General features: G+C 39.9%; 22 protein-coding genes. 6 read left to right on the top strand and 16 right to left on the bottom strand.

From position 1 onward, the window contains the following. Nucleotides 1-108: 108 nt before the first annotated feature. From cysD to B879_RS06380, 4 genes are all read right to left on the bottom strand, one after another. Nucleotides 109-1005 (bottom strand): sulfate adenylyltransferase subunit CysD, encoded by an 897-nt coding sequence (gene cysD, locus B879_RS06365; protein ID WP_009184332.1) that lies wholly within the window; start codon nucleotides 1003-1005, stop codon nucleotides 109-111. A gap of 455 nt (nucleotides 1006-1460) precedes the next feature. Then, entirely contained in the window at nucleotides 1461-2165 is a 705-nt protein-coding gene (locus B879_RS06370) for a phosphoadenylyl-sulfate reductase (protein WP_009184333.1), read from the bottom strand. After that, nucleotides 2140-2412, bottom strand: coding sequence for a DUF2061 domain-containing protein (locus tag B879_RS06375; RefSeq protein WP_009184334.1), 273 nt, complete (start codon nucleotides 2410-2412; stop codon nucleotides 2140-2142). Before B879_RS06375 ends, B879_RS06370 begins: the two co-directional genes overlap by 26 nt. Before the next feature lie 75 nt (nucleotides 2413-2487). Further along, nucleotides 2488-2904 (bottom strand): RrF2 family transcriptional regulator, encoded by a 417-nt coding sequence (locus B879_RS06380; RefSeq protein WP_009184335.1) that lies wholly within the window; start codon nucleotides 2902-2904, stop codon nucleotides 2488-2490. Nucleotides 2905-3002: 98 nt separating this feature from the next. Between B879_RS06380 and B879_RS06385 the strand changes: the two genes are divergently transcribed. Continuing rightward, the gene (locus tag B879_RS06385) at nucleotides 3003-4889 is read left to right on the top strand and encodes an ABC-F family ATP-binding cassette domain-containing protein (protein ID WP_009184336.1); all 1887 of its coding nucleotides are present in this window, start codon (nucleotides 3003-3005) and stop codon (nucleotides 4887-4889) included. A gap of 123 nt (nucleotides 4890-5012) precedes the next feature. Here B879_RS06385 and B879_RS06390 read toward each other — a convergent pair whose 3' ends face one another. The 12 genes from B879_RS06390 to xerD form a co-directional block, all read right to left on the bottom strand. Further along, nucleotides 5013-7448 carry a TonB-dependent receptor domain-containing protein gene (locus tag B879_RS06390; RefSeq protein ID WP_009184337.1) on the bottom strand — a complete coding sequence of 812 codons (2436 nt, stop codon included), beginning with the start codon at nucleotides 7446-7448 and terminating at the stop codon, nucleotides 5013-5015. Between the two features lie 408 nt (nucleotides 7449-7856). After that, entirely contained in the window at nucleotides 7857-8726 is an 870-nt protein-coding gene (locus tag B879_RS06395; protein WP_009184338.1) for a nucleoside phosphorylase, read from the bottom strand. Next, nucleotides 8719-9702 (bottom strand): oxygen-dependent tRNA uridine(34) hydroxylase TrhO, encoded by a 984-nt coding sequence (gene trhO / locus B879_RS06400; protein ID WP_009184339.1) that lies wholly within the window; start codon nucleotides 9700-9702, stop codon nucleotides 8719-8721. The genes B879_RS06395 and trhO overlap by 8 nt, the downstream gene beginning before the upstream one ends. A gap of 54 nt (nucleotides 9703-9756) precedes the next feature. After that, nucleotides 9757-10395 (bottom strand): acetyltransferase, encoded by a 639-nt coding sequence (locus tag B879_RS06405; protein WP_009184340.1) that lies wholly within the window; start codon nucleotides 10393-10395, stop codon nucleotides 9757-9759. Between the two features lie 41 nt (nucleotides 10396-10436). Beyond that, a complete protein-coding gene (locus tag B879_RS06410) occupies nucleotides 10437-11744 on the bottom strand; it encodes a DUF2851 family protein (protein WP_009184341.1) in 1308 nt (435 codons plus the stop codon). Between the two features lie 212 nt (nucleotides 11745-11956). After that, on the bottom strand, nucleotides 11957-12772 hold the full coding sequence (gene pyrF, locus B879_RS06415) for an orotidine-5'-phosphate decarboxylase (RefSeq protein WP_009184342.1): 816 nt from the start codon (nucleotides 12770-12772) through the stop codon (nucleotides 11957-11959). Between the two features lie 64 nt (nucleotides 12773-12836). Continuing rightward, nucleotides 12837-13475: an outer membrane lipoprotein periplasmic chaperone LolA1 gene (gene lolA1 / locus B879_RS06420; protein WP_009184343.1), complete on the bottom strand. Its 639-nt coding sequence runs from the start codon at nucleotides 13473-13475 to the stop codon at nucleotides 12837-12839. A gap of 43 nt (nucleotides 13476-13518) precedes the next feature. Continuing rightward, a complete protein-coding gene (locus B879_RS06425; RefSeq protein WP_009184344.1) occupies nucleotides 13519-15975 on the bottom strand; it encodes an FtsK/SpoIIIE family DNA translocase in 2457 nt (818 codons plus the stop codon). A gap of 53 nt (nucleotides 15976-16028) precedes the next feature. Beyond that, on the bottom strand, nucleotides 16029-17078 hold the full coding sequence (locus B879_RS06430) for a quinone-dependent dihydroorotate dehydrogenase (RefSeq protein ID WP_009184345.1): 1050 nt from the start codon (nucleotides 17076-17078) through the stop codon (nucleotides 16029-16031). A 160-nt stretch (nucleotides 17079-17238) separates the two neighbouring features. Beyond that, complete coding sequence (locus B879_RS06435) at nucleotides 17239-17886, bottom strand: hypothetical protein (RefSeq protein ID WP_009184346.1); 648 nt, start codon at nucleotides 17884-17886, stop codon at nucleotides 17239-17241. Then, a complete protein-coding gene (locus B879_RS06440) occupies nucleotides 17883-18572 on the bottom strand; it encodes a hypothetical protein (protein ID WP_009184347.1) in 690 nt (229 codons plus the stop codon). The genes B879_RS06435 and B879_RS06440 overlap by 4 nt, the downstream gene beginning before the upstream one ends. A gap of 187 nt (nucleotides 18573-18759) precedes the next feature. Then, nucleotides 18760-19662 carry a site-specific tyrosine recombinase XerD gene (gene xerD / locus B879_RS06445; protein WP_009184348.1) on the bottom strand — a complete coding sequence of 301 codons (903 nt, stop codon included), beginning with the start codon at nucleotides 19660-19662 and terminating at the stop codon, nucleotides 18760-18762. A 141-nt stretch (nucleotides 19663-19803) separates the two neighbouring features. Between xerD and aroQ the strand changes: the two genes are divergently transcribed. The 5 genes from aroQ to B879_RS06470 all read left to right on the top strand — a co-directional run bounded on the left by aroQ (nucleotide 19804) and on the right by B879_RS06470 (nucleotide 23163). After that, nucleotides 19804-20223, top strand: coding sequence for a type II 3-dehydroquinate dehydratase (gene aroQ, locus B879_RS06450; protein ID WP_009184349.1), 420 nt, complete (start codon nucleotides 19804-19806; stop codon nucleotides 20221-20223). Nucleotides 20224-20228: 5 nt separating this feature from the next. Then, a complete protein-coding gene (locus tag B879_RS06455) occupies nucleotides 20229-21284 on the top strand; it encodes an aminotransferase class V-fold PLP-dependent enzyme (protein ID WP_009184350.1) in 1056 nt (351 codons plus the stop codon). Between the two features lie 2 nt (nucleotides 21285-21286). Then, nucleotides 21287-21871, top strand: coding sequence for a MarC family protein (locus tag B879_RS06460; RefSeq protein ID WP_009184351.1), 585 nt, complete (start codon nucleotides 21287-21289; stop codon nucleotides 21869-21871). A gap of 65 nt (nucleotides 21872-21936) precedes the next feature. Continuing rightward, nucleotides 21937-22389: a ribonuclease HI gene (gene rnhA / locus B879_RS06465; RefSeq protein WP_009184352.1), complete on the top strand. Its 453-nt coding sequence runs from the start codon at nucleotides 21937-21939 to the stop codon at nucleotides 22387-22389. A 60-nt stretch (nucleotides 22390-22449) separates the two neighbouring features. Next, nucleotides 22450-23163, top strand: a complete 714-nt coding sequence (locus tag B879_RS06470; protein WP_009184353.1) for a tRNA1(Val) (adenine(37)-N6)-methyltransferase — start codon at nucleotides 22450-22452, stop codon at nucleotides 23161-23163. Nucleotides 23164-23208: the final 45 nt, after the last annotated feature.

Genomic DNA, 23208 nt, shown 5'->3' on the forward strand with positions numbered 1-23208 from the left:
ATGTCATTCTTCATTCCTAATTCTACATTCTCACCTTTTTTTGACTCCCAGATATTTCGGGCAGGCTTTGTTTCTTGTTTCTAAACGCTCGTTTCTCGCCTCTCGCTTCTAGAAATACCCGACCTTTTTCCGTTTCTCCATCGCTGCTTCTGAACGCTTGTCATCGATTCTGGCGCCGCGTTCCGACAGAGTTGACAAGCGAATTTCTTCGACCACTGTATCCAAGGTATCTGCTTCGGATAAGACCGCTGCTGTACAGGTCATATCGCCGACTGTACGGAAGCGCACCATTTTCTCAATCACCTCTTCATGAGGTTCCCTGTATACATGTTCATTCGCTGTCCAGATCAAGCCATCACGGAAGAATACTTCCCGCTTATGAGCGAAATAAATGGAAGGGATTTTGATGTTTTCGGTTTTGATGTATTCCCATACATCCAATTCCGTCCAATTGGAGATAGGGAATACCCGTACATGTTGGCCTTGCTCGATTCGTCCATTGAGCATATCGAAGAGTTCGGGGCGTTGGTTTTTTTCATCCCATTGTCCGAAGTCATCTCTTACGGAGAACACCCGCTCTTTAGCTCTGGCTTTTTCCTCGTCCCTTCTCGCACCTCCAATACAAGCATCGAATTTGAATTCTTCAATGGCATCCAGAAGCGTAGTTGTCTGCAAGGTGTTACGGCTGGCATAGCGTCCTTTTTCCTCTCTCACTTTCCCTTGATCGATGGAGTCCTGGACATTCCGCACGATCAACTCCAAACCCAATTCCTTTACCAATTCATCCCTGAATTGAATGGTTTCAGGAAAATTGTGTCCGGTATCGATGTGCAATAACGGGAATGGAATCCTGGCAGGATAAAAAGCCTTTTGAGCCAAGCGCACCAAGGTAATGGAATCCTTCCCGCCTGAGAAAAGCAAAACGGGCCGCTCAAACTGCGCCGCCACTTCTCTGAGGATATGGATGGATTCTGCTTCTTTAGGATTGAAATATATTAGGGACATGTTATTTTAGATCTTAGATTTCAGATTTTTTGAAAGAGAAGCGAGAAGCGAGAGGTTAGAAATAAGACTCAGATTCTCGTTGGAAAACGATTATTCTAGTATTTATATAAAGTTTTAAATGATGATTATCAGACATTAAATACATTTGATGACTAGTTCAACATTTTATTTATCTCCTATTGTCTTTTAAGACCAACTATTAGATTTTTTATTGGCCATCTGTTTTGGTTTAGTAAAACTCACGACTAACACATTGGTTTTTCTTTAGAGATTAGACCATTTTCCGAATGGCAATTATAGACTAATCTTTATTTCAACACTAAATGAACTATATCGCGAGGCATATATCAACTTATTTCGCAAAGCATATTTCACCCAATACTCCTCACCATCTCTCGATTTAGCTTTCTCGCTTCTCGCTCCTGCTTTCAGCAGGCAAGTCTAAACTCTCGCTTCTACTTCCCATGCAATCCACACTCTTTCTTCGACGCTTCCCACCACCATCTGCCTGCTCTTGGATCTTCGCCGGGCTGAATGGCTCGGGTACAGGGAGCACAACCAATACTGATGAAATTTCTGTCATGTAAGGGGTTATAAGGGATTTGATGGGTTTTGATGTAATCCAACATTTGATCATAAGTCCAATCCAATAAAGGGTTGTATTTTATGATGTTGTTTGCAGCATCCCATTCCAGTTTTTTCATTCCCAATCTATTGGCACTTTGTTCTGCCCGCAGACCAGTGACCCAAATACTATTGCCTTCCAAAGCCCTTTGTAAAGGTTCTACTTTTCTCACATGACAACATGACTTCCTGTTTTCTACAGATTCGTAGAAACCATTGATGCCAATATTGTCGACTAAAGTTTCCACAGATTTCCTGTCTGGGTAATAAACTTTGATTTTGATTTTGTATTTGCTTTCTGTTCTGGCCAGCAGGTCTAATGTTTCAGGGAATAGCCTTCCTGTATCCAAAGAAAATATTGTAACAGGTAGGCTATTTGCTGCTATCAGTTGCGTGATTATCTGATCTTCCTGCCCCAGAGAGGTGGAAAATGCTACTTTTCCATAAAATAAATCGGATAAAAAGGCCAGTCCCTCTGTAGGAGAAAGGGAGTCAATTTTTAGACCTAACTTATGCAAATTCTTCTTCAAGCTCATTTTTTTTCGGTTTGGTGGCAGTTTCCCAAGCACGTTCATGCAGATAATACAGGGCAATTTTGGTGACGACCTCAATGGAACCGATAGAAACGGCCATCAAGAGTTGGCCTGTTACAAAAAATGAAATCACCATAGTGTCCAAGGTTCCTACTACTCGCCATGAAATGGATTTGGCCAGACTTTTGGCATTGCTGTCACGTCCTTTCTTAGTGATGAACCATTTTTTGATAGCTTGATCTAGGATCATATACGATTCAAATTGAGTTTAATGACAAAAGTATATAAAACCTATATAAAAGATAGGGTTATTAGGGAAATTTTTTTATTCTTTATCTAAAATATCTGCTAATGTTTTGTTTTCCAGCACTTTGAGCATTTCATCTCTGACCTGAATCATCACCTTATTTAAGCCACATTTCGTCTCATCTTTACATTCTGCACAGGGTTCGTAATAATTGAGGCTGACACAAGGCAGCAGGGCAATAGGGCCTTCCAACAGCCTAATTACTTTGCTTAAGGGCACGTCATTAGGATCTTTGATGAGGTAATAACCGCCTCCTTTTCCTTTTTTACTGCCCAGAATTCCTGCTTTTCGCAATTCAAGCAGGATATTTTCCAAAAATTTATGGGAGATACCGTACTCCTCCGAGATATCCTGGATCAATACCGTTTTTTGGTCCCTGTGTTTGCCCAGATAAGTCAGGGCATGGAAAGCATATTTGGTTTTTTTGGAGAGCATCTGTTTACAAAAATAGTTTTTTTATCGATACCTCAAAGCTGATTGCTTAATCTTGGTCTGAAAAGACTTTTCGATACTTTTTCACTTATCTTTGCCCCATGAATTACCTATCTGTAGAAAACCTCAGCAAGTCTTTTGGGGAGCGTGTATTGTTTCAAAATATTTCTTTTGGGATTGATCAGGGACAAAAAATTGCTTTAGTCGGAGTAAATGGGGCTGGCAAGTCCACCTTGATGAAAATCATCATGGGAATAGAAGTGCCCGATTCAGGTGAAATTGGGATCAATCAGCAAGTGAAGGTGAGTTATGTGCATCAGAATCCAGTTTTTTTGGGTGATTTAACCATTTTCCAAACCATTTTTGAGGGGACTAAAAATGAAACCCTCCAAGTCATTGAAGATTATAACAAAGCCATGCTTGATTCCGAAATGGGTAAGGATAATGGTGATGTTCTTCAGAAACTTTTCGAAAAAATGGATGCCTTACAAGCTTGGGATTATGAGTTTCAGATCAAGGAAGTCCTTGGCAGATTAGGCTTGCATGATACTGAATTGCCTGTTGGCAATCTGAGTGGGGGACAAAGGAAACGGGTAGCCTTGGCCAAAGCCATTTTGGAAAAACCGGATCTTTTGCTTTTGGATGAACCGACCAATCACCTGGATCTTGAAACCATTGAATGGCTGGAAGACTACCTGTCCAAGGCCAATCTTGCATTGTTTATGGTAACACACGACCGGTATTTCTTGGAAAAAGTTACCAATGAAATTCTGGAACTGGACAATGGAAAAATTTTCCGTTACCAAGGAAATTATGGTTACTTTCTTGAAAAAAAGGCTGAGCGCAGAGAAATAGAACAAACCGAGCAGGAAAAAGCCAAGAGTTTGTACAAAAAGGAATTGGAGTGGATCCGACGTCAGCCCAAGGCTAGGGGTACAAAAGCCAAATACAGGGTGGATGCCTTCGAACAGACCAAGGAAAAAGCTTTCCAAAAGAAAGAAGAAAGGGAAATAGAGCTGACTGTTACCAGTCAGCGCCTAGGTAATAAAATTATTGAAATTGAGAAAATCAGTAAATCCTTTGATGCAAAATCCATTGTGAAGGATTTTTCCTATACTTTCAAAAAAGGAGATAAAATTGGGATTGTAGGCCCTAATGGAGCTGGGAAGACTACTTTTCTGAATATGATAACGGGACTGATACAGCCTGATTCGGGTACTGTAAGTTTGGGACAAACGACAGCCATTGGTTATTACAGACAGGAAGAGGATCGCTTTGATGAAGAAAAACGTCTGATAGATATCGTCAAAGAAGTGGCTGAAGTAGTCACCGTTGCGGGAGGAAGTACGATCACAGTATCCCAATTCCTGAATAAATTCGGTTTTCCACCCAAACAACAGCATACCCCTATTGCCAAATTGAGTGGAGGGGAAAGACGTCGTCTCCAACTCCTTATGGTGCTGATAAAAAGTCCTAATTTCCTGATTTTGGATGAGCCAACCAATGATTTGGATATCATGACTTTGAATACCTTGGAGGAGTTTTTAGATACTTTTCCGGGCTGTTTGATCATTGTATCCCATGACCGGTATTTTATGGACAGGTTGGTAGAACATCTCTTTGTGTTTGAAGGGGAGGGGAAGATTAAAGATTTTCCTGGCAATTACACGGACTTCAGGGAATGGGAAAAAGAACAGAAGTCAGCAGAGAAAAGCGAAAAGGTAGAAAAAGCCGTTTCTCCTGAACCTAAATCCAATACTTCAAAAGCAAAGGCGAGTTTTAAGGAGAAAAAGGAATTTGAAAGTTTGAGTGTTCAGATGGAAGCGCTAAATACTGAAAAATCCAACTTGGTAGAGCAGATTTCTTCAGGTACAGAAGACCATGAAGCCTTGGTAAAATGGTCTCAAAGAATTGAGGAAATAGAAGGCAAGCTCGAAGAAATGGAGATGCGTTGGTTAGAACTAAGCGACTTGGACGGGATTGAATAATTTCTTTTGCTTTGAGGGATTGGTCCATATCATGAAAAGATTATCACAAATTAAGCTGTTTTCATAAAAAAAACCCTTTAGATATTGCATCTAAAGGGTACGTGGGTGAATGGGCAACTTTTACTAAAAGTCCATGTCTTCATCAAATTCTTCTCTATCTCCACTTCTTCCGTTTCGGTCTTTGAAACCACCAAACCTATAGGCAAAGGAAATGGTCCCGATTCTGGTCTCCCGGTTGAACATCCTGTCCTGCACAAACCTTGAGTCCTCTGTTCTGATTCTGAAAATCCGGGTATTAAAAATATCGCTGACATTCAGACTGACAGTGGCCCTGTTATTCATGATGTTTTTCCTAACTCCTGCATTGATGCCCCACATGGGTTCAATTTCTCCCTGTGGCAGTACAATCGGTCCTCTATAGTTACCCTGAATCTGTACAGTCGCAAAATTAGGAATGGCCATATTTCCGAGTAGTGCAACCGTCCAACTCAGGTTGGAATTATTGAATCCAGACTCTATATTATCTCCAATTATTTCAGAATAAAAAACATTACCGGTAAGGGTAGCATCAAACCACTGGGTTACCTGGATTTGGTTGACCATTTCAAAACCTGTAGAGCTTCTGCTATTTGCGTTTTCTCTGGTCTGAACCGCCACATTATTTTCATCTAATCGGATTACTCTTGTAAGGATATCAGTTGAAAATCTATGATAAACTGTAGCGTTAAGTAAGTACTTTTCCCAGCCTTTCATGTAGCCTACCTCATAGCTATTGGTGAGCTCAGGTTGTAAAAAAGGATTACCAACAGAAAGATTGAACAAGTCAGATACCCTAAAAATGGGAGCCAAAGCCCACATGTTAGGTCTGGAGATCCTCCTGCTGAAATTAGCGGTAAATTCCTCTTCTTGTCCTAAGTCATAAGAAAAATAGAGGCTGGGGAAAAGGTTGAAATAATTATTAATTACCACATTTTGATTACTTTCCTGTATAGAGCGTGTTTCTGTATACTCCCCTCTTAATCCACCCTGATAGCCTAATTTACCTATTCGATTCCGATAGCTTAAGTATGCAGCATACACATCTTCTTTAAAGTTGAAACCATCGCTAAAGAAATCACTTCTGACTGGTATAAATTCCGTACTGGCATCCCCTTGGAAGAAATCCTGACCTCTGTCCCATTCTCCGAAAGTCCCCTTAAGGCCAGATTCGAGTTTGCCACCATTGGCAAAAGGTTTTTCATAGTCTAATTGCAAGACATAAAAGTTGCTGCTCTGGGGCCTTTCATTGATCTGAAGTAGTCTGTTGGTAGGAACTTCTTGGTTAAATTGATTGAAAAACAATTGATCGTAAATTTCTTCTTGAAACCTGCTGTCATAGGAATAAGATATCGATGTAAATAAGCGTTGCCCCAAAGTGTCAATGTCCCAAGTATAATTAAGCCCACTTTCTATATTGTAACTTTGCCTGCTGTCATCTGTATTTCTTACGAAAAGACTGTCTAATTGCCTTAGACTATTTTCATTTCTCTGGTTTAGCTCATTAAATGCAGTTCTGTCTCTAAAGTTACCCTGTACATAAAATCCCAGTGTTTTGTTGTCTGAGAAATTTACATCCAACCCGGTTCTCACAAGGTGATTTACATCAATCCTTTCGCCATAATTGTCTTGATCTAAAAACGGTGATGTACTTTGAAGAAAGGATTGTCTCAGCCCTTCTCCTTCTCTAAACAATCTTCGGTTTTGATAATTGTAAGAACCGTAGATGTTCACAATTCCAGTTCCATAGTTCATATTGATTCCAGCCTGATATTTATCCCTGGTACCAACGGAAAAATTAGCCTGACCATTTAAGCCTGTTTTTTCATTTTTTTTCAGGATGATATTGATGATCCCACCTACACCAGCTGCATCATATCTTGAAGATGGGTTGGTGATCAACTCGACAGATTTGATGCTGTTGGCGGGAAACTGTGCCAATATACTTTCTGCATCATCTCCAGAAAGATTGGATGGACGCCCGTTTATGTAGATCAGGATATTCCCACTTCCCCGCATAGAGATCCCTCCTTCATCATCGACTTGAATAGAAGGCAATGTTTCCAATAGTTCAGTTGCAGTGGCTCCTTCCGCAACAATGCTGTTTTCTACATTGAAGGTTCTTTTATCTATGTCACTTTCAAACATGGAAGTAACACCTTCTACTACAACCTCTTCCAAGTTTGTAGCATCAGGCCTGATTCTTAAGTTTCCAACATTCAAAACCTCTTTGTCACTTAAGGTGATGTTCTTAAAATAATTTTCGTACCCAATAAACCCTACTCTTAATAAAAAATCTCCGCTTTGGTCTGTATCAAAGGAGAATGTACCGTCTAAATCACTCATTCCACCGGTCACAAGTGAAGTGTCAGCCACATTGAGCAATGCAATATTGGCAAATTCCATGGGTTGATTTGACTCCCTATTGGTTACCTTTCCTTTGATGGTGTAATTCTGGGCCTGCGAAGACAGGCTTAAAAAAAGCATTGCGATTAATCCAAAATAAGATAAAACAGATTTCATTTTTAATTTTTTTTATAGTTGGCGGTTTTCAAAATTACAATTTATAATTTTATAATATTTGTGATAGGATTAATTATACAGTTTTTAATTGTAATTAATGGAAATTAAATAAAATAAAATTTTGATAATATGGAATGTTGTTTAACAGGTAAACACTGATTAAGTTTAATATAATCATGGTTAAATCCATAAAGCCCTACATTATTAACGCGCTCAGCTTGAAGTGGTTCTAAAAAAGCGTGTATATACATTAAAGTGTAAAAAGTAGGTTTGTTCTGTAGTATGCTTATGTGAGTGGTATTAAAATTTCAGCGATTTAAGATTGGGGTTGAAATATTTGAAAAGTTTGTGGATAGATGAAAAAGAGGCGCGCCATATATGGCACGCTCCTTCTGTTGTAAAAAGCTATTAATCCTTAGCAAGGTTTTCCAATGTCTGGATAATTAATTGATCCACAATGCTGTAAGCATTATTAGCAAATTTATGGGTAATACGGTTGGCGATGATGGCATTTAGGCTCATGACTTCATGCCCCAATAACCTGCCCATTGCATAGTAACCCGCAGTTTCCATTTCGAAGTTGGTAAGTTGAAAATCGCCGATTTTAATATTCCCCAATTTCTCAATGATATTTGGGATTGCAGGCTTGATCCTCACTTCTCTTCCCTGTGGGCCAAAAAATCCAGGGCAGGTTACGGTATTTCCGATAAGCAGACCTTTACCGACTTTATTGAGTAATTTTTCAGAACCTTTTATACAATAAGGTGTAAAGGGAATATCCAATTCCTTTTGGATCACTTTACCAATGGTTTGCTCCATTGCTGAATAATCAGTTTGATAAAATACCATCAATGTATCCAGCCCAATACCATAGGCAGATGCCAAGAGTGAGCCTGCTGGGATATCTTTTTGCATGCTTCCAGAAGTTCCAATGCGGATTATTTCAAGAGGCGTGTGTGTTTCTTTTGATAATCGGGTATTGAAATCGACATTGACGAGTGCATCCAATTCAGTCATGAAAATCTCAATATTGTCTGTTCCCATTCCAGTACTGATGGCTGTAATCCGCTTTCCTTTATAAAGACCGGTATGGGTTACAAATTCTCTTTTTGAAATTTCAAATTCAATGGTATCGAAATGTTGAGAGACCTTTTTTACCCTATCTGGATCACCTACTGCTATAACAGTTGAAGCCAGGTGTTCTGGCTTCAAGTTGAGATGATATACACTACCGTCAGCATTAATGATCAGCTCGGACTCTGGAATTCTCTTACTCATCTGAAATTGACTTTATTTTTTCTTTGTCCTTCTGTCTAAAAAGACCTTTGTAGGGATTATACCCGTTGGTATTTTTCTGGTAATAACCTGTACCATCGTAAGGGCGCTTTTCAGGGTGATCTTTACATTCCACTGAACATGCACCTTCCATTTCCCAGCCACATTTTTCACAAATTGGCAGGTGAGCATTACAGCTCGGGTTTGCACAATTGACCATACGGTCACACTCGGTACCACAAACATGGCAGGTTGAAATCACTACGGGGTTGACCTTATTGATATCTACGGCAATTCTGTTGTCAAAGACGTAACATTTGCCTTCGAAATCCTCACCACCGGCTTCCAAGCCATATTTTATGATTCCTCCGTGCAGCTGGTAGACATCTTGGAATCCTTGCTCTAAAAGGAAAGCCGATGCTTTTTCACATTTGATGCCACCCGTACAGTAAGTCAGTACTTTTTTGTTCTTGAGGTGCTCCAGCTCTTTTACTTTTTCTGGAAAATCACGGAAGTTGTCAATATCTAGGGTAATGGCATTTTTGAACCTGCCCAATTCGTGTTCATAATTTGACCTTACATCCAATATTACCACATCGTTCTGATCTTTGAGTGCTTTAAATTCCTCAGGTGCCAAATGTTTCCCGGTTTTTACATTGGGATCTATATGGCGCAGGCTGCTGTGGACGATTTCAGGTTTAACCCTTACATGGATTTTGGCAAAAGCATGCTTGTCATGGGATTCAATTTTGAATTCTGTTTTGGCAAAGCGGGGATCTGCATGGATATATGCCATGTATTTTTCACAATCCTCTTTAAGACCTGAAACTGTTCCATTCAAGCCTTCAGGGGAGATTATGATCCTTCCTCGGATGTTATTTTCAATGCAGAAGAGATGATGCTCCTCTCTGTATGCCTCTGTATCTTCTATATTGGCATAGCAATAATAAAGCAGGATACTGTAATTGTTGTTTTCCATAACTTAAGCCCTGTTTCCGACAGGGTGTTTTGGTATATAATTGAATTGAATATTTTACTTTTTGATGGGTGCAGCTGGATTTCCAAATACGGTCTCCCCATCTTTGACATCAGCAATTACTACGGAACCTGCACCTACCCTGGCTTCTTTACCAATGGTAATGCCGGAAACTATGGTTACTCCAGAACCGATAAAGGCCCCTTCTTTGATGGTCACACCCGCATTGATGATGGAGCCAGCACCAATTTGCACAAAGTCTTCCAATTCACAGGTGTGGTCAATGATCGCACCCGTATGGAAAATGCAATGACTTCCTACTTTAGCACCTGCTCCAACAGTTACTTGGGCATTGACAAAATTCCCATGACCTATACTGGCGTCTGTAGAAATGTAGGCACGCTCATGGATGGCATTTACGGGTTGTACCTTCCTTTTTTCATTGAGCATTTGTACCAGGAATTGCCTGTACTTATTGTCGTCTACGGCGACAAATGCTTCACATTTTTTACCGATGAGTTTGAGGTAACCATCATCCTCAGGATGTCCCAATATGGGTACTACATTGATTTCACTGCCATGCAATTTTTCGTGTTCATCCAAAAAGCCATAAACAATGACTTGGTTGCTGTTGAAAATTTCCAATGCAGGATGTGCTATTCCTTTTGCTCCTAAGATGATTACCGGTTTATCCATTTTATTTTCAATTGGAGCACAAAAGTACGGTAAATCAAAGTTTAAACCAAAAGGCCGACTTTTGGTGGCTTCAAAAGATTCTGCCCTATTTTACAGTCCATACAGCGTTTTTCTCTACAGTAATTATGATATAGTCCCAACATGCCCTGGGAATCAAACGCATTATGCACATGCCAGCCTATTTTTTCAAATTTCCTTGAAATGAAATTATTTTCAGAATTAAGGTCCTGAAGCAGTTCAAAACCCTTTTCTTTCCAGTGCACTTCATTCATGAATTTTCCATAGCTGTACCATAATGGACTGATAAAATTGATGATGAGTAAATCAAAAGTATTTTTACTCAAATTGCTGGCAAGTTTATTCTTTGAAATAATGCCAGGTTTGATGTGATGTTGCCAATAAACATCCACATTCACATCAAACATTTTCCGGAATTGGGCTATCTCTTTGGAACAATCTAGGACTACAGAGAAAAGGGAACTGTTTGCGGCCAGGATTTTTGCGAGCTGGGCTATTCGACGATAGGGGAAGTTACCTGGTCTTACCCCCATAAATTTCCAATCTTGAAAGGATAGGGCTGGCTTTAATCCATATTTCTTTTGGTAAAAACCATATTCGGAAACCAAAAAATGGCTGTAGGCATCATGTCCATTTACAGGCAATAAGCCTGCCTGACCAAAAAGAATGGCTTCAATGACTTGAGCTTTGTCCCCTTGCTTTTTTAAGATTTTATAGGGGATTGATTTGGCAAGGTTAAACATGGTTTCGGCATTTGTTTTGAAACCAAAACACCGGAAAAGCCACCTGTAGGCAGTTTCTTCCCAGTCGTTTTTGGTATTTCCCATGATGTATAGGATTTGGTCTGATTTGAGTTCAAGACGTTCTACAAGAGATTTTTCCAACATGGAATAGCGGATGATTTCTGGTGTTTCCTGTAATCTGGAGCCACATAGAATTTCATCTTTGCTTTCACTCAACCTTTCATAGTTTCTGATCACTTCAAGAAATATTCTACCTTTCAATTCCAATGTAGGAATCTCTGTTCCATCCGATCGAAGAATGGGGCGGTCGTGCTCGAAGACCACATGCAGCATGACAGCATTGTAATTTTCATCATCAGAGTGTCCGTGGCTGATCCAGTCAGATGATTTTCTGTGGATTTCAATATTACCATGGTATTGCATGGTTCCTAATTGGATTTGGGCCTCCAAAAAGTCAGGCCCTTCATGAAAATTATGAAAGCCGATTTTATTTATTTCCAAGTTTTGACCAGTAGTGGTCTGGAGATTTTTTTTGTCAAAATACTGGTATTTCCAGATTGTATGGAGAAAGTTTTCCTGAAAATCCATAGCCAAAAGTCTTTTTAAAAATTGAAACCATCGATTTTAAATAATCATTTAATTTATAGCAGAAATTTTAAAAAAGGAATGTCACTTCCGATCTTATCCGATTATTTTCAAAAAGTAACTCAAAAAAGCTGGACAGGCTATGGGTCATTGGAGATAGCCGGTGCGATAAATATATTTATTTTTTTGAGGAAGCGTTAAATCACTGATTTGGGCTAAAGGTGTTTGTTTAAAAGTGCCTCCATTTCCTGCTGGAGTTTTTTAGCCTCTGATTTGGCTGCCGCTGCAAAATTTAGATCATTGGCGGCATATATAATTCCCCGGGAGGAGTTTACTAACAGGCCACATTGACTGTTCATGCCATTTTGAGCCACCTCTTTAAGACTTCCCCCCTGTGCCCCTACTCCGGGTACTAGGAAAAAATGATCCGGTACGATCTTTCTGACTTCAGCAATTTTCTCTCCTCTCGTTGCCCCTACCACATACATCATGTTTTCAGGGGTACCCCAAGTGGCACTTTTTTCCAAAACTTCCTGAAAAAGGGGTTTACCATCTTGGGAAGTGATAAGCTGAAAATCCTTGCTTCCTTCATTGGATGTCAAGGCCAAAAGAATCACCCATTTATCCTTAAATTCTAAAAATGGTTGGACACTGTCCACTCCCATGTAGGGCGCTACCGTAACGGAATCAAATTCCATGGTTTCAAAAAATGCTTTGGCATACAATGAAGAAGTATTGCCGATATCGCCTCTTTTGGCATCGGCGATGGTAAAAATATCTTTGGGGATATAGTCTAGGGTTTTTTGTAAACTCTCCCAACCTTTAGGCCCCAAAGCCTCATAAAAGGCGATGTTGGGTTTGTAAGCCACAGCAAAGTCCGAAGTGGCATCAATGATTTGTTTATTGAATTCAAAAACAGGATCTTCTTCCCGGTGAAGATGAGGAGGGATTTTAGAAAAGTCAGTATCCAGGCCCACACATAAAAAGGAGGCTTTTTTTTGTATTTCTCTAAATAGTGATTCTCGGTTCATCTTGGATATCCTTTTTCCAAAAGTAGGGATAAAAAATAATCCCGCATGTGCAGCGGGATCAAAATCATCTCAAATCTATAATTTCTACTTTTCCGTATTGCTGTGGATCGAAGTTAAAATAGTCATTCGGGATGTCCACGTTGGTATTAATGTTGGTAAAAGTATATTTGAACATGTCTCCTTGGTCATCGTAAATTTCCCATCCCAAAAGGTCTTTTTGCTCTTTGTCGACGGTAAGAATAACCCGCTTGAATGGGGCACTGGCACTTTCAGCCAGTAATTCTATATCTTGAAGGATTTTTTTGTTCTCTGTTCGTTCTCCAATCAACCTGTAATTGTATCCTTTTTTGTAAATGTTATACACCGAAGAAGGTGTAAGCTCATCTCCCATATCGCTGGCATTGTTGATGGTTACTTCTTTGTAATTTCCGGATTCAATAAATGTCCAAACTGTTTTTCCATTGTTAAAAATTTCCTGTTCAGGCAATTTGATGCGGTATTTTTCTCCCTTAATGGCTACTTCTCCTTTCCTGGGCTGCATGCGTCCATCAGAAAACTCAAAGCTGGCTTTCATTCCTTTAAGCGATTGGTATTTTTGACTGACACCATCTAAAATGGCCTTGGCTTTTGGGTCTTTTTGGCTAAAGGCTGTATTGGAAATAAGCACCAATAAAAGGACAAACCTTACTAATTTCTGAAACATTTGATTTTTTTGTTAATACGTAATTCAAGGACATTTCACGGTTTTACAAACTGTTCAATAACCGTTCCAAACTTTCTTCATCTTGTATCAAAACTTCCCGGGCTTTGCTGCCTTCAAATGGGCCTACGATGCCAGCTGCTTCCAGTTGATCCACAATTCTTCCAGCCCTGTTATAGCCTAGTTTTAATTTCCTTTGAATAAGAGAGGTACTACCCTGTTGGTGCAGTACAATCAGTCTGGCCGCATCGTCAAAAAGAGGATCTCTATCGGCCAAATCTATGTCTCCAACACTACTATCCCCATCCTCACCTTCAAATTCAGGCAATAAATAGGCGTCAGGATAACCTTTCTGCTCACCAATCCAATCACAAATGGCATCCACCTCAGGTGTATCCAAAAATGCGCATTGAAGTCTGGTGACATCCGAACCATGAGACAATAGCATATCACCCATGCCGATCAATTGTTCTGCACCGCCAGAATCTAAAATGGTGCGGCTGTCAATTTTCGAAGTCACTCTGAATGACAGTCGTGCCGGGAAGTTGGCCTTGATGATACCCGTGATGACATTCACAGATGGTCGCTGGGTAGCAACTACCAGGTGTATACCAATGGCCCTCGCCAACTGGGCCAAACGGGCAATGGGGCCTTCAATTTCTTTGCCTGCAGTCATCATTAGGTCGGCCAATTCATCAATCACCAAAACAATATAAGGCATGAACCGATGCCCCTTTTCGGGATTCAACTTTCTGGCAATGAATTTGGCATTGTATTCTTTCAGGTTTCTACAACCGGCATCCTTGAGCAGGTCATAGCGTCTGTCCATTTCAATACAAAGGGAATTCAGTGTGTAGATGACCTTTTTGGTATCGGTGATAATGGCTTCCTCTGACCCGGGTAATTTTGCAAGGAAATGACGCTCAATTTTGTTGAATAGGGTCAGTTCCACTTTTTTGGGATCCACCAAAACAAATTTAAGTTGAGCAGGATGCTTCTTATAGACCAAAGAAGCTAGAATCATATTTAAACCCACTGATTTCCCTTGCCCTGTAGCCCCGGCCATCAAAAGATGGGGCATTTTGGCCAGGTCAATGACAAAGACTTCATTGGAAATTGTTTTGCCTAAGGCAACAGGAAGGTCTTTGTCGCTCTTCATAAATTTCTCCGTGCCTAAGACGGATTTGGCAGGAACCAATTCCCTGTTTTTGTTGGGAACTTCAATGCCGATAGTCCCTTTTCCCGGCATGGGAGCAATGATCCTGATTCCCAAAGCTGCCAGGTTAAGGGCTATGTCATCTTCCAGGTTTTTGATTTTGGAGATTTTTACCCCTGGATCAGGCACTATTTCATATAAAGTTACTGTCGGTCCGATTGTTGCCTTGATTTCCTGTATGCCAATTTTAAAGTTGACCAGGGTCTCGACGATCTTATTTTTATTTTCTTCCAATTCCTGCCTGGATACAGTGACTTTTTGAAAATCATATTCGTTTAGCAGGTCTAATGTAGGATACTGATATTGTGGAAGGTCCAGTTTGGGGTCGTAAGGATCTAGGTTTTCTACTTCTTCCGCGGTTTTTTCTTCTCCTTCCGAAGTGACCACAGAGAATCTTTTGTCTTCTTCCTGCTTTGAAACAACGGGCGGCTCATCTGGGATGTCTTCCCCTCCCTCTACATTAAATACTGGAGAGGGAACAGGTGATTTTGCCTGCTTGTCTTCCTTGCTGATGGTCCATGAACTTCCATCATCTTCAAGGGCTAACTCTTCCTCAGGGTTTTCATCTGTATCACTCTCATTTTCTTGACTTCCATCATCCGCCTCTGTTTCTTTGGATGAAGCGGTACTTTCTGGTTTTTCAGAAGAGGAAAACCAATTTAACTGATCAATATTGAAAAAGAATACGATAAATATCAAAAATGAACCTACGATAAGAATAAAGGTGCCCCAGCCCAGGAAATTGTCTGCTAAAATTCCCAATTCAACACCAAACCCTCCACTGAGATCTCCCAAACTATGGTAACCATCGGATTTTTGTACCAAGTAACCTGTTAACAAACAAAGCCAAAAGGTAAAAAAGAGTGCAAATGCCAGGTATCTGGATAACGGATAAATTAATTTTTTGAAAGCAACCTTAACTCCCAGAATGAACAAAAATGGAGGCACTAAAAAAGCAGCAATTCCAAACCATTTATGGATAAAAAGATGAGAAACCTGAGCACCCCAAAAACCCAACCAATTTCTGGCTTCCTCAGCTGTACTGCTAAGATTTTGATTCATAGGGGATACTACGATATCCTGATCCGCTTTTCCTTCAAAAAGGTAACTGATAAAAGCAAAAACCATGAATATAGAAAGGGAAATCAGAATGATACCAAAAGTCAAAGGAATTCTTTTGTCTTGGGTAAAAGAAAGGGAAAACCGCTTTCCATTTCCAGACTTTGATTTTGATTTCGGTTCGTTCTTTTTTCTAAAAGTATTCGTTCTGGGTGTTTCTGAAGCCATTTTTGATTCAGTCAGTCTCTTTCTTGGAATGAAGATAATTTAAATTTACGGATTTACTTGGGTTGTTTTTCCAAATATTCGGCCAAACCTTTCTTAATCCGCTTGACAATACCCGGACCCTCATAAATCATGCCTGTGTATATTTGAACCAAAGATGCTCCTGCTTCTAGTTTTTCTATAGCATCTTTTGCGGTAAATATTCCTCCCACACCAATAATAGGGAAAGCTTGATTGGATTGAATGGACAGATATTTGATTACATCAGTACTGCGTTTGGATAAAACTTTACCACTCACGCCTCCTGCACCTATATTTTCAATTAATGCCTTCGGAGATTTCAGTTGATTTCTGTCAATGGTGGTATTGGTAGCGATCACCCCGTCTATTTTTGTTTCCAGAACAATGTCTATGATGTCGTCCAATTGCCCTACGGTAAGGTCAGGCGCAATTTTTAATAAAATGGGTTTGGGTTTGCTTTTTTTGGTATTGGCGTTTTTCACTGCGGAGAGCAATTTTTTTAAAGGCTCTTTCTCTTGCAGTTCCCTTAAGTTCGGCGTATTGGGAGAACTGACATTGACTACAAAATAATCTACATAAGGGTGTAAAACTTCCAGGCAATACAGGTAATCCAATACGGCATCCTCATTTGAAGTAACCTTGTTTTTCCCGATATTGCCTCCTATTAAAACTGACGAATTTCTTTTTTTAAGCCTTTTTACCGCTTCTTCTACACCTCCGTTGTTAAAACCCATACGATTTATGAGTGCTTTGTCCTTAGGAAGACGAAACAGTCGAGGTAAGGGATTACCTTCTTGAGGCCTAGGTGTCAAGGTGCCAATTTCTATAAAACCAAAGCCTAGCATGGCCATTTCATCAATCAGTTTGGCATCTTTGTCAAAACCAGCAGCGAGACCAACTGGGTTTTTGAATTTCAGTCCAAACACCTCTCTTTCAAGGACTGGGTTTTCATAATTGAAAATGGACTTGATAGAGGATTTGGCAACCGGCAGGTTAAAAATTCTTTTTATCCAGGAAAAGGTGAAGTGATGGGCTGCTTCCGGGTCTTTTTTAAAAAGGATTGGCTTGATGATAGATTTGTACACGCTGTATCAGGTTTATAACGCCAGCAAAAATAAAGGTTTTGGATAAAGTCTGGGAATAAAGTTTGATGATCTTCTCCAACAATAGCCAATCAAAGGGATAATCCTGCAAAAACTTGAATTTCAATAAATACAATATTGGATGATTTAAGGAACAGGGAGCCTAGAAAAAGATGTTCAAACCTAGTCCAAATTGTGAAAGAAGACTGATGTTGAATCCATTTTGTCTATTGATCTGTACATCTTCCATTAAGTTATAGGTTGTTGAGGTATTGTACTCCAAAAGACCGGACTTTAACTCTATGCCAATGGTTTTTGAAAGCATATAATGAAATCCTATGGACATTCCCGCATGCCAGCCATCACCCTTGGTATCATAAAATCTGCTATCGGAACCTTCAAAAAATGGTCTTTCCCAGATTCTGCTTCCCTGACCTTCCAGAAAAAAAGAGAAATTTTCATCCAAGACCAGAAACTTTCTCACAAATATACCGGCATAAAAATCCCTAGTAACTGTTCTAGAGCCGGAATAACCTTCCATTGATAGGGAATTGGTACCTCTACCGATTCCTCCCTGGGCTCCAATTGCCAGATTTTCCCTTATGAAATAGCCTAATCCAGGAAGCAATGTCCAAATGTTCTCCGTTTGCTTATCCGAATTTGGAAACTGGGGATTGATGAATGTTCTGTCAGTACTGACACGGTTGATACTGACATTACCCCTGCCCATGAAAGTTCCTTGTTGGAATTGCCCATAGGCTAATTGATGGGATAAGCATATCAGGATAGGTAGGAGCAAGAATTTTTTCATTTTTTCCTATTGATAAAAAAGTTAACCACTAAAAAAACAGAAGTAGTATTCAAATCTAAATTGAAATAAGAAGAGGAGATTTCTGTACTCCATCCTGTAGCACCTGAACTTTTGGTTTCATTCCATTTTAATCCAAAATTTATCGGAACTGCCTTCAGTTCAATGGCTATCCATGGTGTAGGAAAGAATGCCAATCCTGCACCAATTTGATTCTCCCACCTACGAGCATTGCTTTCAAAAACAAGTGAACTGTTATTCTGATCAATGGAATTTTCTTGGTTATTACTCAAATAGGTAGTGCTGAATTGTCCAAAGAATGCGAGCTTTTCGTGGATTGGGAAAAACTTTCTTGCGAAAGCCCCAGCTCCTATATCTTTTATTTCTAAAACATTGGTAGCAGGTGAGGGGGGCATGACTTCAACATTACTATTAAAACTGGAAAACCTACCTTCTAACCCGACTACCCAAGTATCAGAAATTAAAAAACCGACCTTCGGATTTAAAGTAAATGTTCTTATTTCGGATTGGCTTGCTGCACTGAAAAAATCAAAAGCTTCAGTATTTGAACGGTTGTAGTTTATGCCGCCTCCAATCATTAAATTCCCCTTTTGAAGTTGGGCAAATACTAAAGTTGGGTTGAAGATGCCCAGCAGCATGATAGTCAGGGGAAAGAGCGCTTTTTTCATTCAAAGGTTGGATTAAAAACTAATGCTACAAATACGGGGAAGCAGTAACCAATTTTTGCACTCGCTTTTCCGCATAGGTAAGACGACAGTGATTTTGGGATTGTTTCAGCAATTCAATAAAAATAAAAATATTTTAGTTGTAACCATAGAAAAACCCAATTTATGGAATCCAATTTGGCTTTGGACCTTATTTCCTGGGATGGAATTCATTGAGTACCTGCCTGAGATACTCCCTGTCCAAATGGGTGTATATCTCTGTTGTGGTAATGCTTTCGTGGCCCAACATTTCCTGTACGGCTCTAAGGTCTGCCCCTCCTTCTATCAAATGGGTAGCAAAACTGTGCCGAAAAGTATGGGGACTGACATTTTTATTAAGTCCAATAGCTTCTACTTGTTTTTTGATGATCAAAAATACCATCACCCGGCTTAGTTTTTTACCCCGTCTATTCAAAAATACAAACTGCTCGTGTCCTTTGGCTACCTGCATGTAATTTCTAAATTCCTCTAGATAAAGCTTCAGATATTTTAGGGCATCCCGCCCAATGGGCACCAAACGTTCTTTGTTACCTTTTCCAATCACTCTTAAAAAGCCTACATCAGCATATATGTTGCCCAGTTTTAAATCCGTCAATTCAGAAACCCTTAAACCTGAACTGTACAAAATCTCCAATATGGCCCGGTTTCTATGGCCTTCAGGTTCTCCGAGTGGGATACTTTCCAGGATTTGGTTGATTTCTTCATAGCTTAAGGTGTCAGGCAATTTTCTGCCAAGTTTGGGCGTCTCCAAAAGTTGTGCAGGATCCTCATTGATTTTGTCCTCGTACATGAGGAATTTGTAAAAGGCTTTGATGCCTGAAATGATCCTGGCCTGGGTGAAAGCTGAAATTTCCAATTCGGCCAATCCATTAACAAAATACCTGAGATGTTGCAATTTGACTTCTTTTGGGCCTGTTTCAGGAAAATTATTTTCCATGAAGCGGCTGAGTTTCTGCATGTCCTGTTGGTAAGCAAGGATCGAGTTTTTACTCAAAGACCTTTCAATTTTCAAGTAATGTTGAAATTGCAGGATATAGCTGGCCCAATCGTTCATTGTTTTTCTCTTATTTTTAAAAATTAAGTAAACAGATTGCCTCAAATTTAATGGTGTTTCCAGATTATTCTAGATTTATTCCCTTTTCAATGAGAAACCTTGATTAACTTTGGGATTCAAAACCACTAACCATCAAAGATTTTGAAGATCATTATTATCAACGGGCCTAATCTCAATCTTTTGGGAAAAAGAGAGCCTGACATATATGGAAGTACTTCCTTTGAAGATTTTTTCAAGGCACTCCAAGCTAAGTTTTCAGAAATCGACCTCAGCTATTACCAAAGCAATGTCGAGGGAGAACTGATCAATAAAATCCATGAAGTAGGATTCAGTTATGATGCGATTTTATTGAATGCGGGAGGCTATACCCATACCTCTGTGGCGATTTCAGATGCCATTGCCGGGGTAAATACACCTGTACTTGAGGTCCATATATCCAACATTTATAAAAGGGAGGAGTTCAGACACAAGAGCATCATATCCAAAGCTTGTGTGGGTATGATTTCAGGATTGGGTCTGCAAGGATATGAATTGGGAATTTTGTATTTTCTTAACCGTTAACGAGGATGATAACATTTGCAGCGGGGCCATCGAAAGTCTACGATAAATTGCCCCAATATATGATGGATGCTTATGCGCAGGGTATCCTGAGTGCCAATCACCGATCGGCTGTTTTTATGAACCTGTATCAAGAAACAGAAACTTTGATGCGTGAAAAACTACACATGCCTGAGGGGTATAAGCTTTTGTTTACATCTTCTGCGACAGAAAATTGGGAAATTATTACGCAGTCGATCGTGCAGTCGGCGGGTTGCCATATTTTTTCAGGTTCATTTGGCAAGAAATGGTTTGAATATGCCAAATACATTGAACCCAAGACTTTTGCTCATAAAATTGATGCAGAGGAAACGATAAATGTAGAAGCTTTACAAATTGGTAATGACTATGACCTGGTTGCTCTTACCCAAAATGAAACCTCCAATGCCACTCAGGTCCACAATGCTACGATTGCTGCCATCGCCAATAAGTATCCGGAAAAGATGATTGCCGTGGACACTACTTCTTCCATGGCAGGTATAGAATTAGACTTTAATCTGGCTGATATTTGGTATGCCTCTGTTCAAAAGTGCTTCGGTCTTCCGGCTGGACTAGGTCTTTTGATTGTCTCTCCCAAAGCTATAGCAAAAGCAAAGGACAAAGGAGAGGTAGGCAGGTACAATAGCCTCAATTTCATGTTGGAGAATGCAGAAAATTACCAGACGCATTATACCCCAAATGTTTTTGGAATTTACCTTCTTAACAGGGTACTTCAGGACATGCCTGAAATCCAACATGTAGACAAGCATACCAGGGACAGAATGAGAATGTTGGAAGATGCTATTGCCTATACTTCAAAATTCAGACTATTGATTCAGAATCCGGACGCCCGAAGCAGTACAGTAATGGCGGTAACCGGGAGAGAAGAGTTTATTTCAGAAATTAAGAAAAATGCTGAAAAGGAAGGCATGCAATTAGGAAGTGGTTATGGGGCATTGAAACCTACCAGTTTCCGAATCGCCAACTTTCCCGCCATCACGGATCAAGAGATGGAGCGATTGATTACCTTTCTCAAGAAATATTAAGCATGTTTGATATTAAAGAAATATTTTCAGTTACGCTGATATTGTTTTCGGTGATTGATATTCTGGGTTCTGTCCCAATCATCATCAACCTCAGAAAAAAAGTAGGGCATATCCAGTCCGGTAAAGCCACCATTGCAGCGGGGGTGCTGATGTTGTTGTTTTTATTGGTAGGTAGATCCATCCTTTCCCTGTTTGGTATCGGGGTGGAGGATTTTGCCATTGCAGGAGCCTTGATCATTTTCGCTTTAGGGGCTGAAATGATACTGGGCATAGAACTGTTTAAGCCTGACCCTGAAGCATCCACCACCTCTGCATCCATTGTGCCTATCGCCTTCCCATTGATTGCAGGGGCAGGTACGCTTACTACTATTCTCACGCTTAAATCTGAGTTTAGCCAATGGAACATCGCTGTTGGAATCATCATCAATTTGGGTATTGTGTATGTGGTATTGAAAAGCACCAACTGGTTGGAAAGAAAGTTGGGGAAGACTGGATTGGACGTTTTAAGGAGGATCTTTGGTATCATCCTTTTGTCTATTGCTATTAAGATTTTCAAAACTGCCTTATCGGGAAGCGAATTGTTATAATTTCTTTTCTGAGCTTCTAAGGGAGTAATGTCCCAGTTGTCAATTAATCTTTATTTCTTTGTGCCATGATTATCATTCATACAGATGGAGCGGCCAGAGGTAATCCCGGTCCGGGGGGGTATGGAGCCGTTCTTCAGTACAAACAGCACAGGAAAGAGCTTTCAGAGGGTTTCAGAATGACTACCAATAACAGAATGGAGCTTTTGGCAGTGATCAAAGCCCTCCAGGAAATCAAAGTAAATGGTATTCCGGTAACCATATATTCCGATAGCAAATATGTAGTGGATGCAGTGGAAAAGGGCTGGCTTTGGTCTTGGCAGAAAAAAGGGTTTAAAGACAAGAAAAATCCTGACCTTTGGCGCAAGTATATTCCCTTGCATTTAAAATACAAACCAAAATTGATCTGGGTGAAAGGACATGCCGGTCATCCGGAGAATGAACGCTGTGATCAACTGGCCGTAGCTGCTGCTGAAAAGCCGTATCTTCCTCCAGATCAAGGTTATGAAAACCCTGAATAGGGCTTTATGTTCTAAGCCAAATATATCTTTGATCGCTTGAGTTTAATTTATACTGTAAGTATGTCCAAGTCATTTTTCCAATTTAAGCAATTTGGCATCCATCAGGACCACTGCGCTATGAAAGTCGGAACAGATGGGGTCTTATTGGGTGCCTTATCCAGGGCGGATAATGCTACTCAAATGTTAGAAATTGGAGTAGGCACAGGAGTTGTTTCGCTAATGATGGCCCAACGTTATCCCAATTTGGATATTACGGGTGTTGAAATTGACCAAGAGACATGGAGTCAGGCGTCTCAAAATGCAGAAAATAGTCCTTGGGCCGACAGGATATGCTTTATAAATGAAGACTTTAAGCTGTTTTCCAAAACTTCAATAAGGAAGTTTGACTTGGTTGTCAGTAACCCCCCTTATTTTAAAGGGTCTCTTCTCTCTATTGATCCCAAAAGAAATTTAGCCCTACACCAGTCAAGTTTAAACTTTGAAGCCTTATTGGACGGGACTATTGAAATATTAGCAGATGATGGTGAGGTATTTGTCATACTTCCACCTGTAGAAATGGCCCAATTTAAACACCTAGCAATGCAAAAGGGGCTTTTTCAAAAAAAAGAATTTTTGATCAGGGATAAAGCAAGTAAGCCTTTGTTAAGAAAAATGGGCAACTTTTCCCGTCAGGAAGGTGGTTTTGAGTCCCAAGATTTAATAATTAAAGATGAAAACGGAAAATTTTCGGACACCTATGCAGCTTTACTGAAGGATTTTCTATTAATTTTTTAAATGTTCCAAAAATTCATCCCTGAGAACAGGGACAAATTTTTTTTA

Source organism: Cecembia lonarensis LW9 (assembly GCF_000298295.1).
In the GTDB taxonomy this organism is placed as follows: Bacteria; Bacteroidota; Bacteroidia; order Cytophagales; family Cyclobacteriaceae; genus Cecembia; species Cecembia lonarensis.

Coding starts and splice junctions, on each gene's coding strand:
- cysD (WP_009184332.1), bottom strand. CDS start 1,005: ATGTCCCTAATATATTTCAATCCTAAAGAAGCAGAATCCATCCATATC.
- B879_RS06370 (WP_009184333.1), bottom strand. CDS start 2,165: ATGAGCTTGAAGAAGAATTTGCATAAGTTAGGTCTAAAAATTGACTCC.
- B879_RS06375 (WP_009184334.1), bottom strand. CDS start 2,412: ATGATCCTAGATCAAGCTATCAAAAAATGGTTCATCACTAAGAAAGGA.
- B879_RS06380 (WP_009184335.1), bottom strand. CDS start 2,904: ATGCTCTCCAAAAAAACCAAATATGCTTTCCATGCCCTGACTTATCTG.
- B879_RS06385 (WP_009184336.1), top strand. CDS start 3,003: ATGAATTACCTATCTGTAGAAAACCTCAGCAAGTCTTTTGGGGAGCGT.
- B879_RS06390 (WP_009184337.1), bottom strand. CDS start 7,448: ATGAAATCTGTTTTATCTTATTTTGGATTAATCGCAATGCTTTTTTTA.
- B879_RS06395 (WP_009184338.1), bottom strand. CDS start 8,726: ATGAGTAAGAGAATTCCAGAGTCCGAGCTGATCATTAATGCTGACGGT.
- trhO (WP_009184339.1), bottom strand. CDS start 9,702: ATGGAAAACAACAATTACAGTATCCTGCTTTATTATTGCTATGCCAAT.
- B879_RS06405 (WP_009184340.1), bottom strand. CDS start 10,395: ATGGATAAACCGGTAATCATCTTAGGAGCAAAAGGAATAGCACATCCT.
- B879_RS06410 (WP_009184341.1), bottom strand. CDS start 11,744: ATGGATTTTCAGGAAAACTTTCTCCATACAATCTGGAAATACCAGTAT.
- pyrF (WP_009184342.1), bottom strand. CDS start 12,772: ATGAACCGAGAATCACTATTTAGAGAAATACAAAAAAAAGCCTCCTTT.
- lolA1 (WP_009184343.1), bottom strand. CDS start 13,475: ATGTTTCAGAAATTAGTAAGGTTTGTCCTTTTATTGGTGCTTATTTCC.
- B879_RS06425 (WP_009184344.1), bottom strand. CDS start 15,975: ATGGCTTCAGAAACACCCAGAACGAATACTTTTAGAAAAAAGAACGAA.
- B879_RS06435 (WP_009184346.1), bottom strand. CDS start 17,886: ATGAAAAAATTCTTGCTCCTACCTATCCTGATATGCTTATCCCATCAA.
- B879_RS06440 (WP_009184347.1), bottom strand. CDS start 18,572: ATGAAAAAAGCGCTCTTTCCCCTGACTATCATGCTGCTGGGCATCTTC.
- xerD (WP_009184348.1), bottom strand. CDS start 19,662: ATGAACGATTGGGCCAGCTATATCCTGCAATTTCAACATTACTTGAAA.
- B879_RS06455 (WP_009184350.1), top strand. CDS start 20,229: ATGATAACATTTGCAGCGGGGCCATCGAAAGTCTACGATAAATTGCCC.
- B879_RS06460 (WP_009184351.1), top strand. CDS start 21,287: ATGTTTGATATTAAAGAAATATTTTCAGTTACGCTGATATTGTTTTCG.
- rnhA (WP_009184352.1), top strand. CDS start 21,937: ATGATTATCATTCATACAGATGGAGCGGCCAGAGGTAATCCCGGTCCG.
- B879_RS06470 (WP_009184353.1), top strand. CDS start 22,450: ATGTCCAAGTCATTTTTCCAATTTAAGCAATTTGGCATCCATCAGGAC.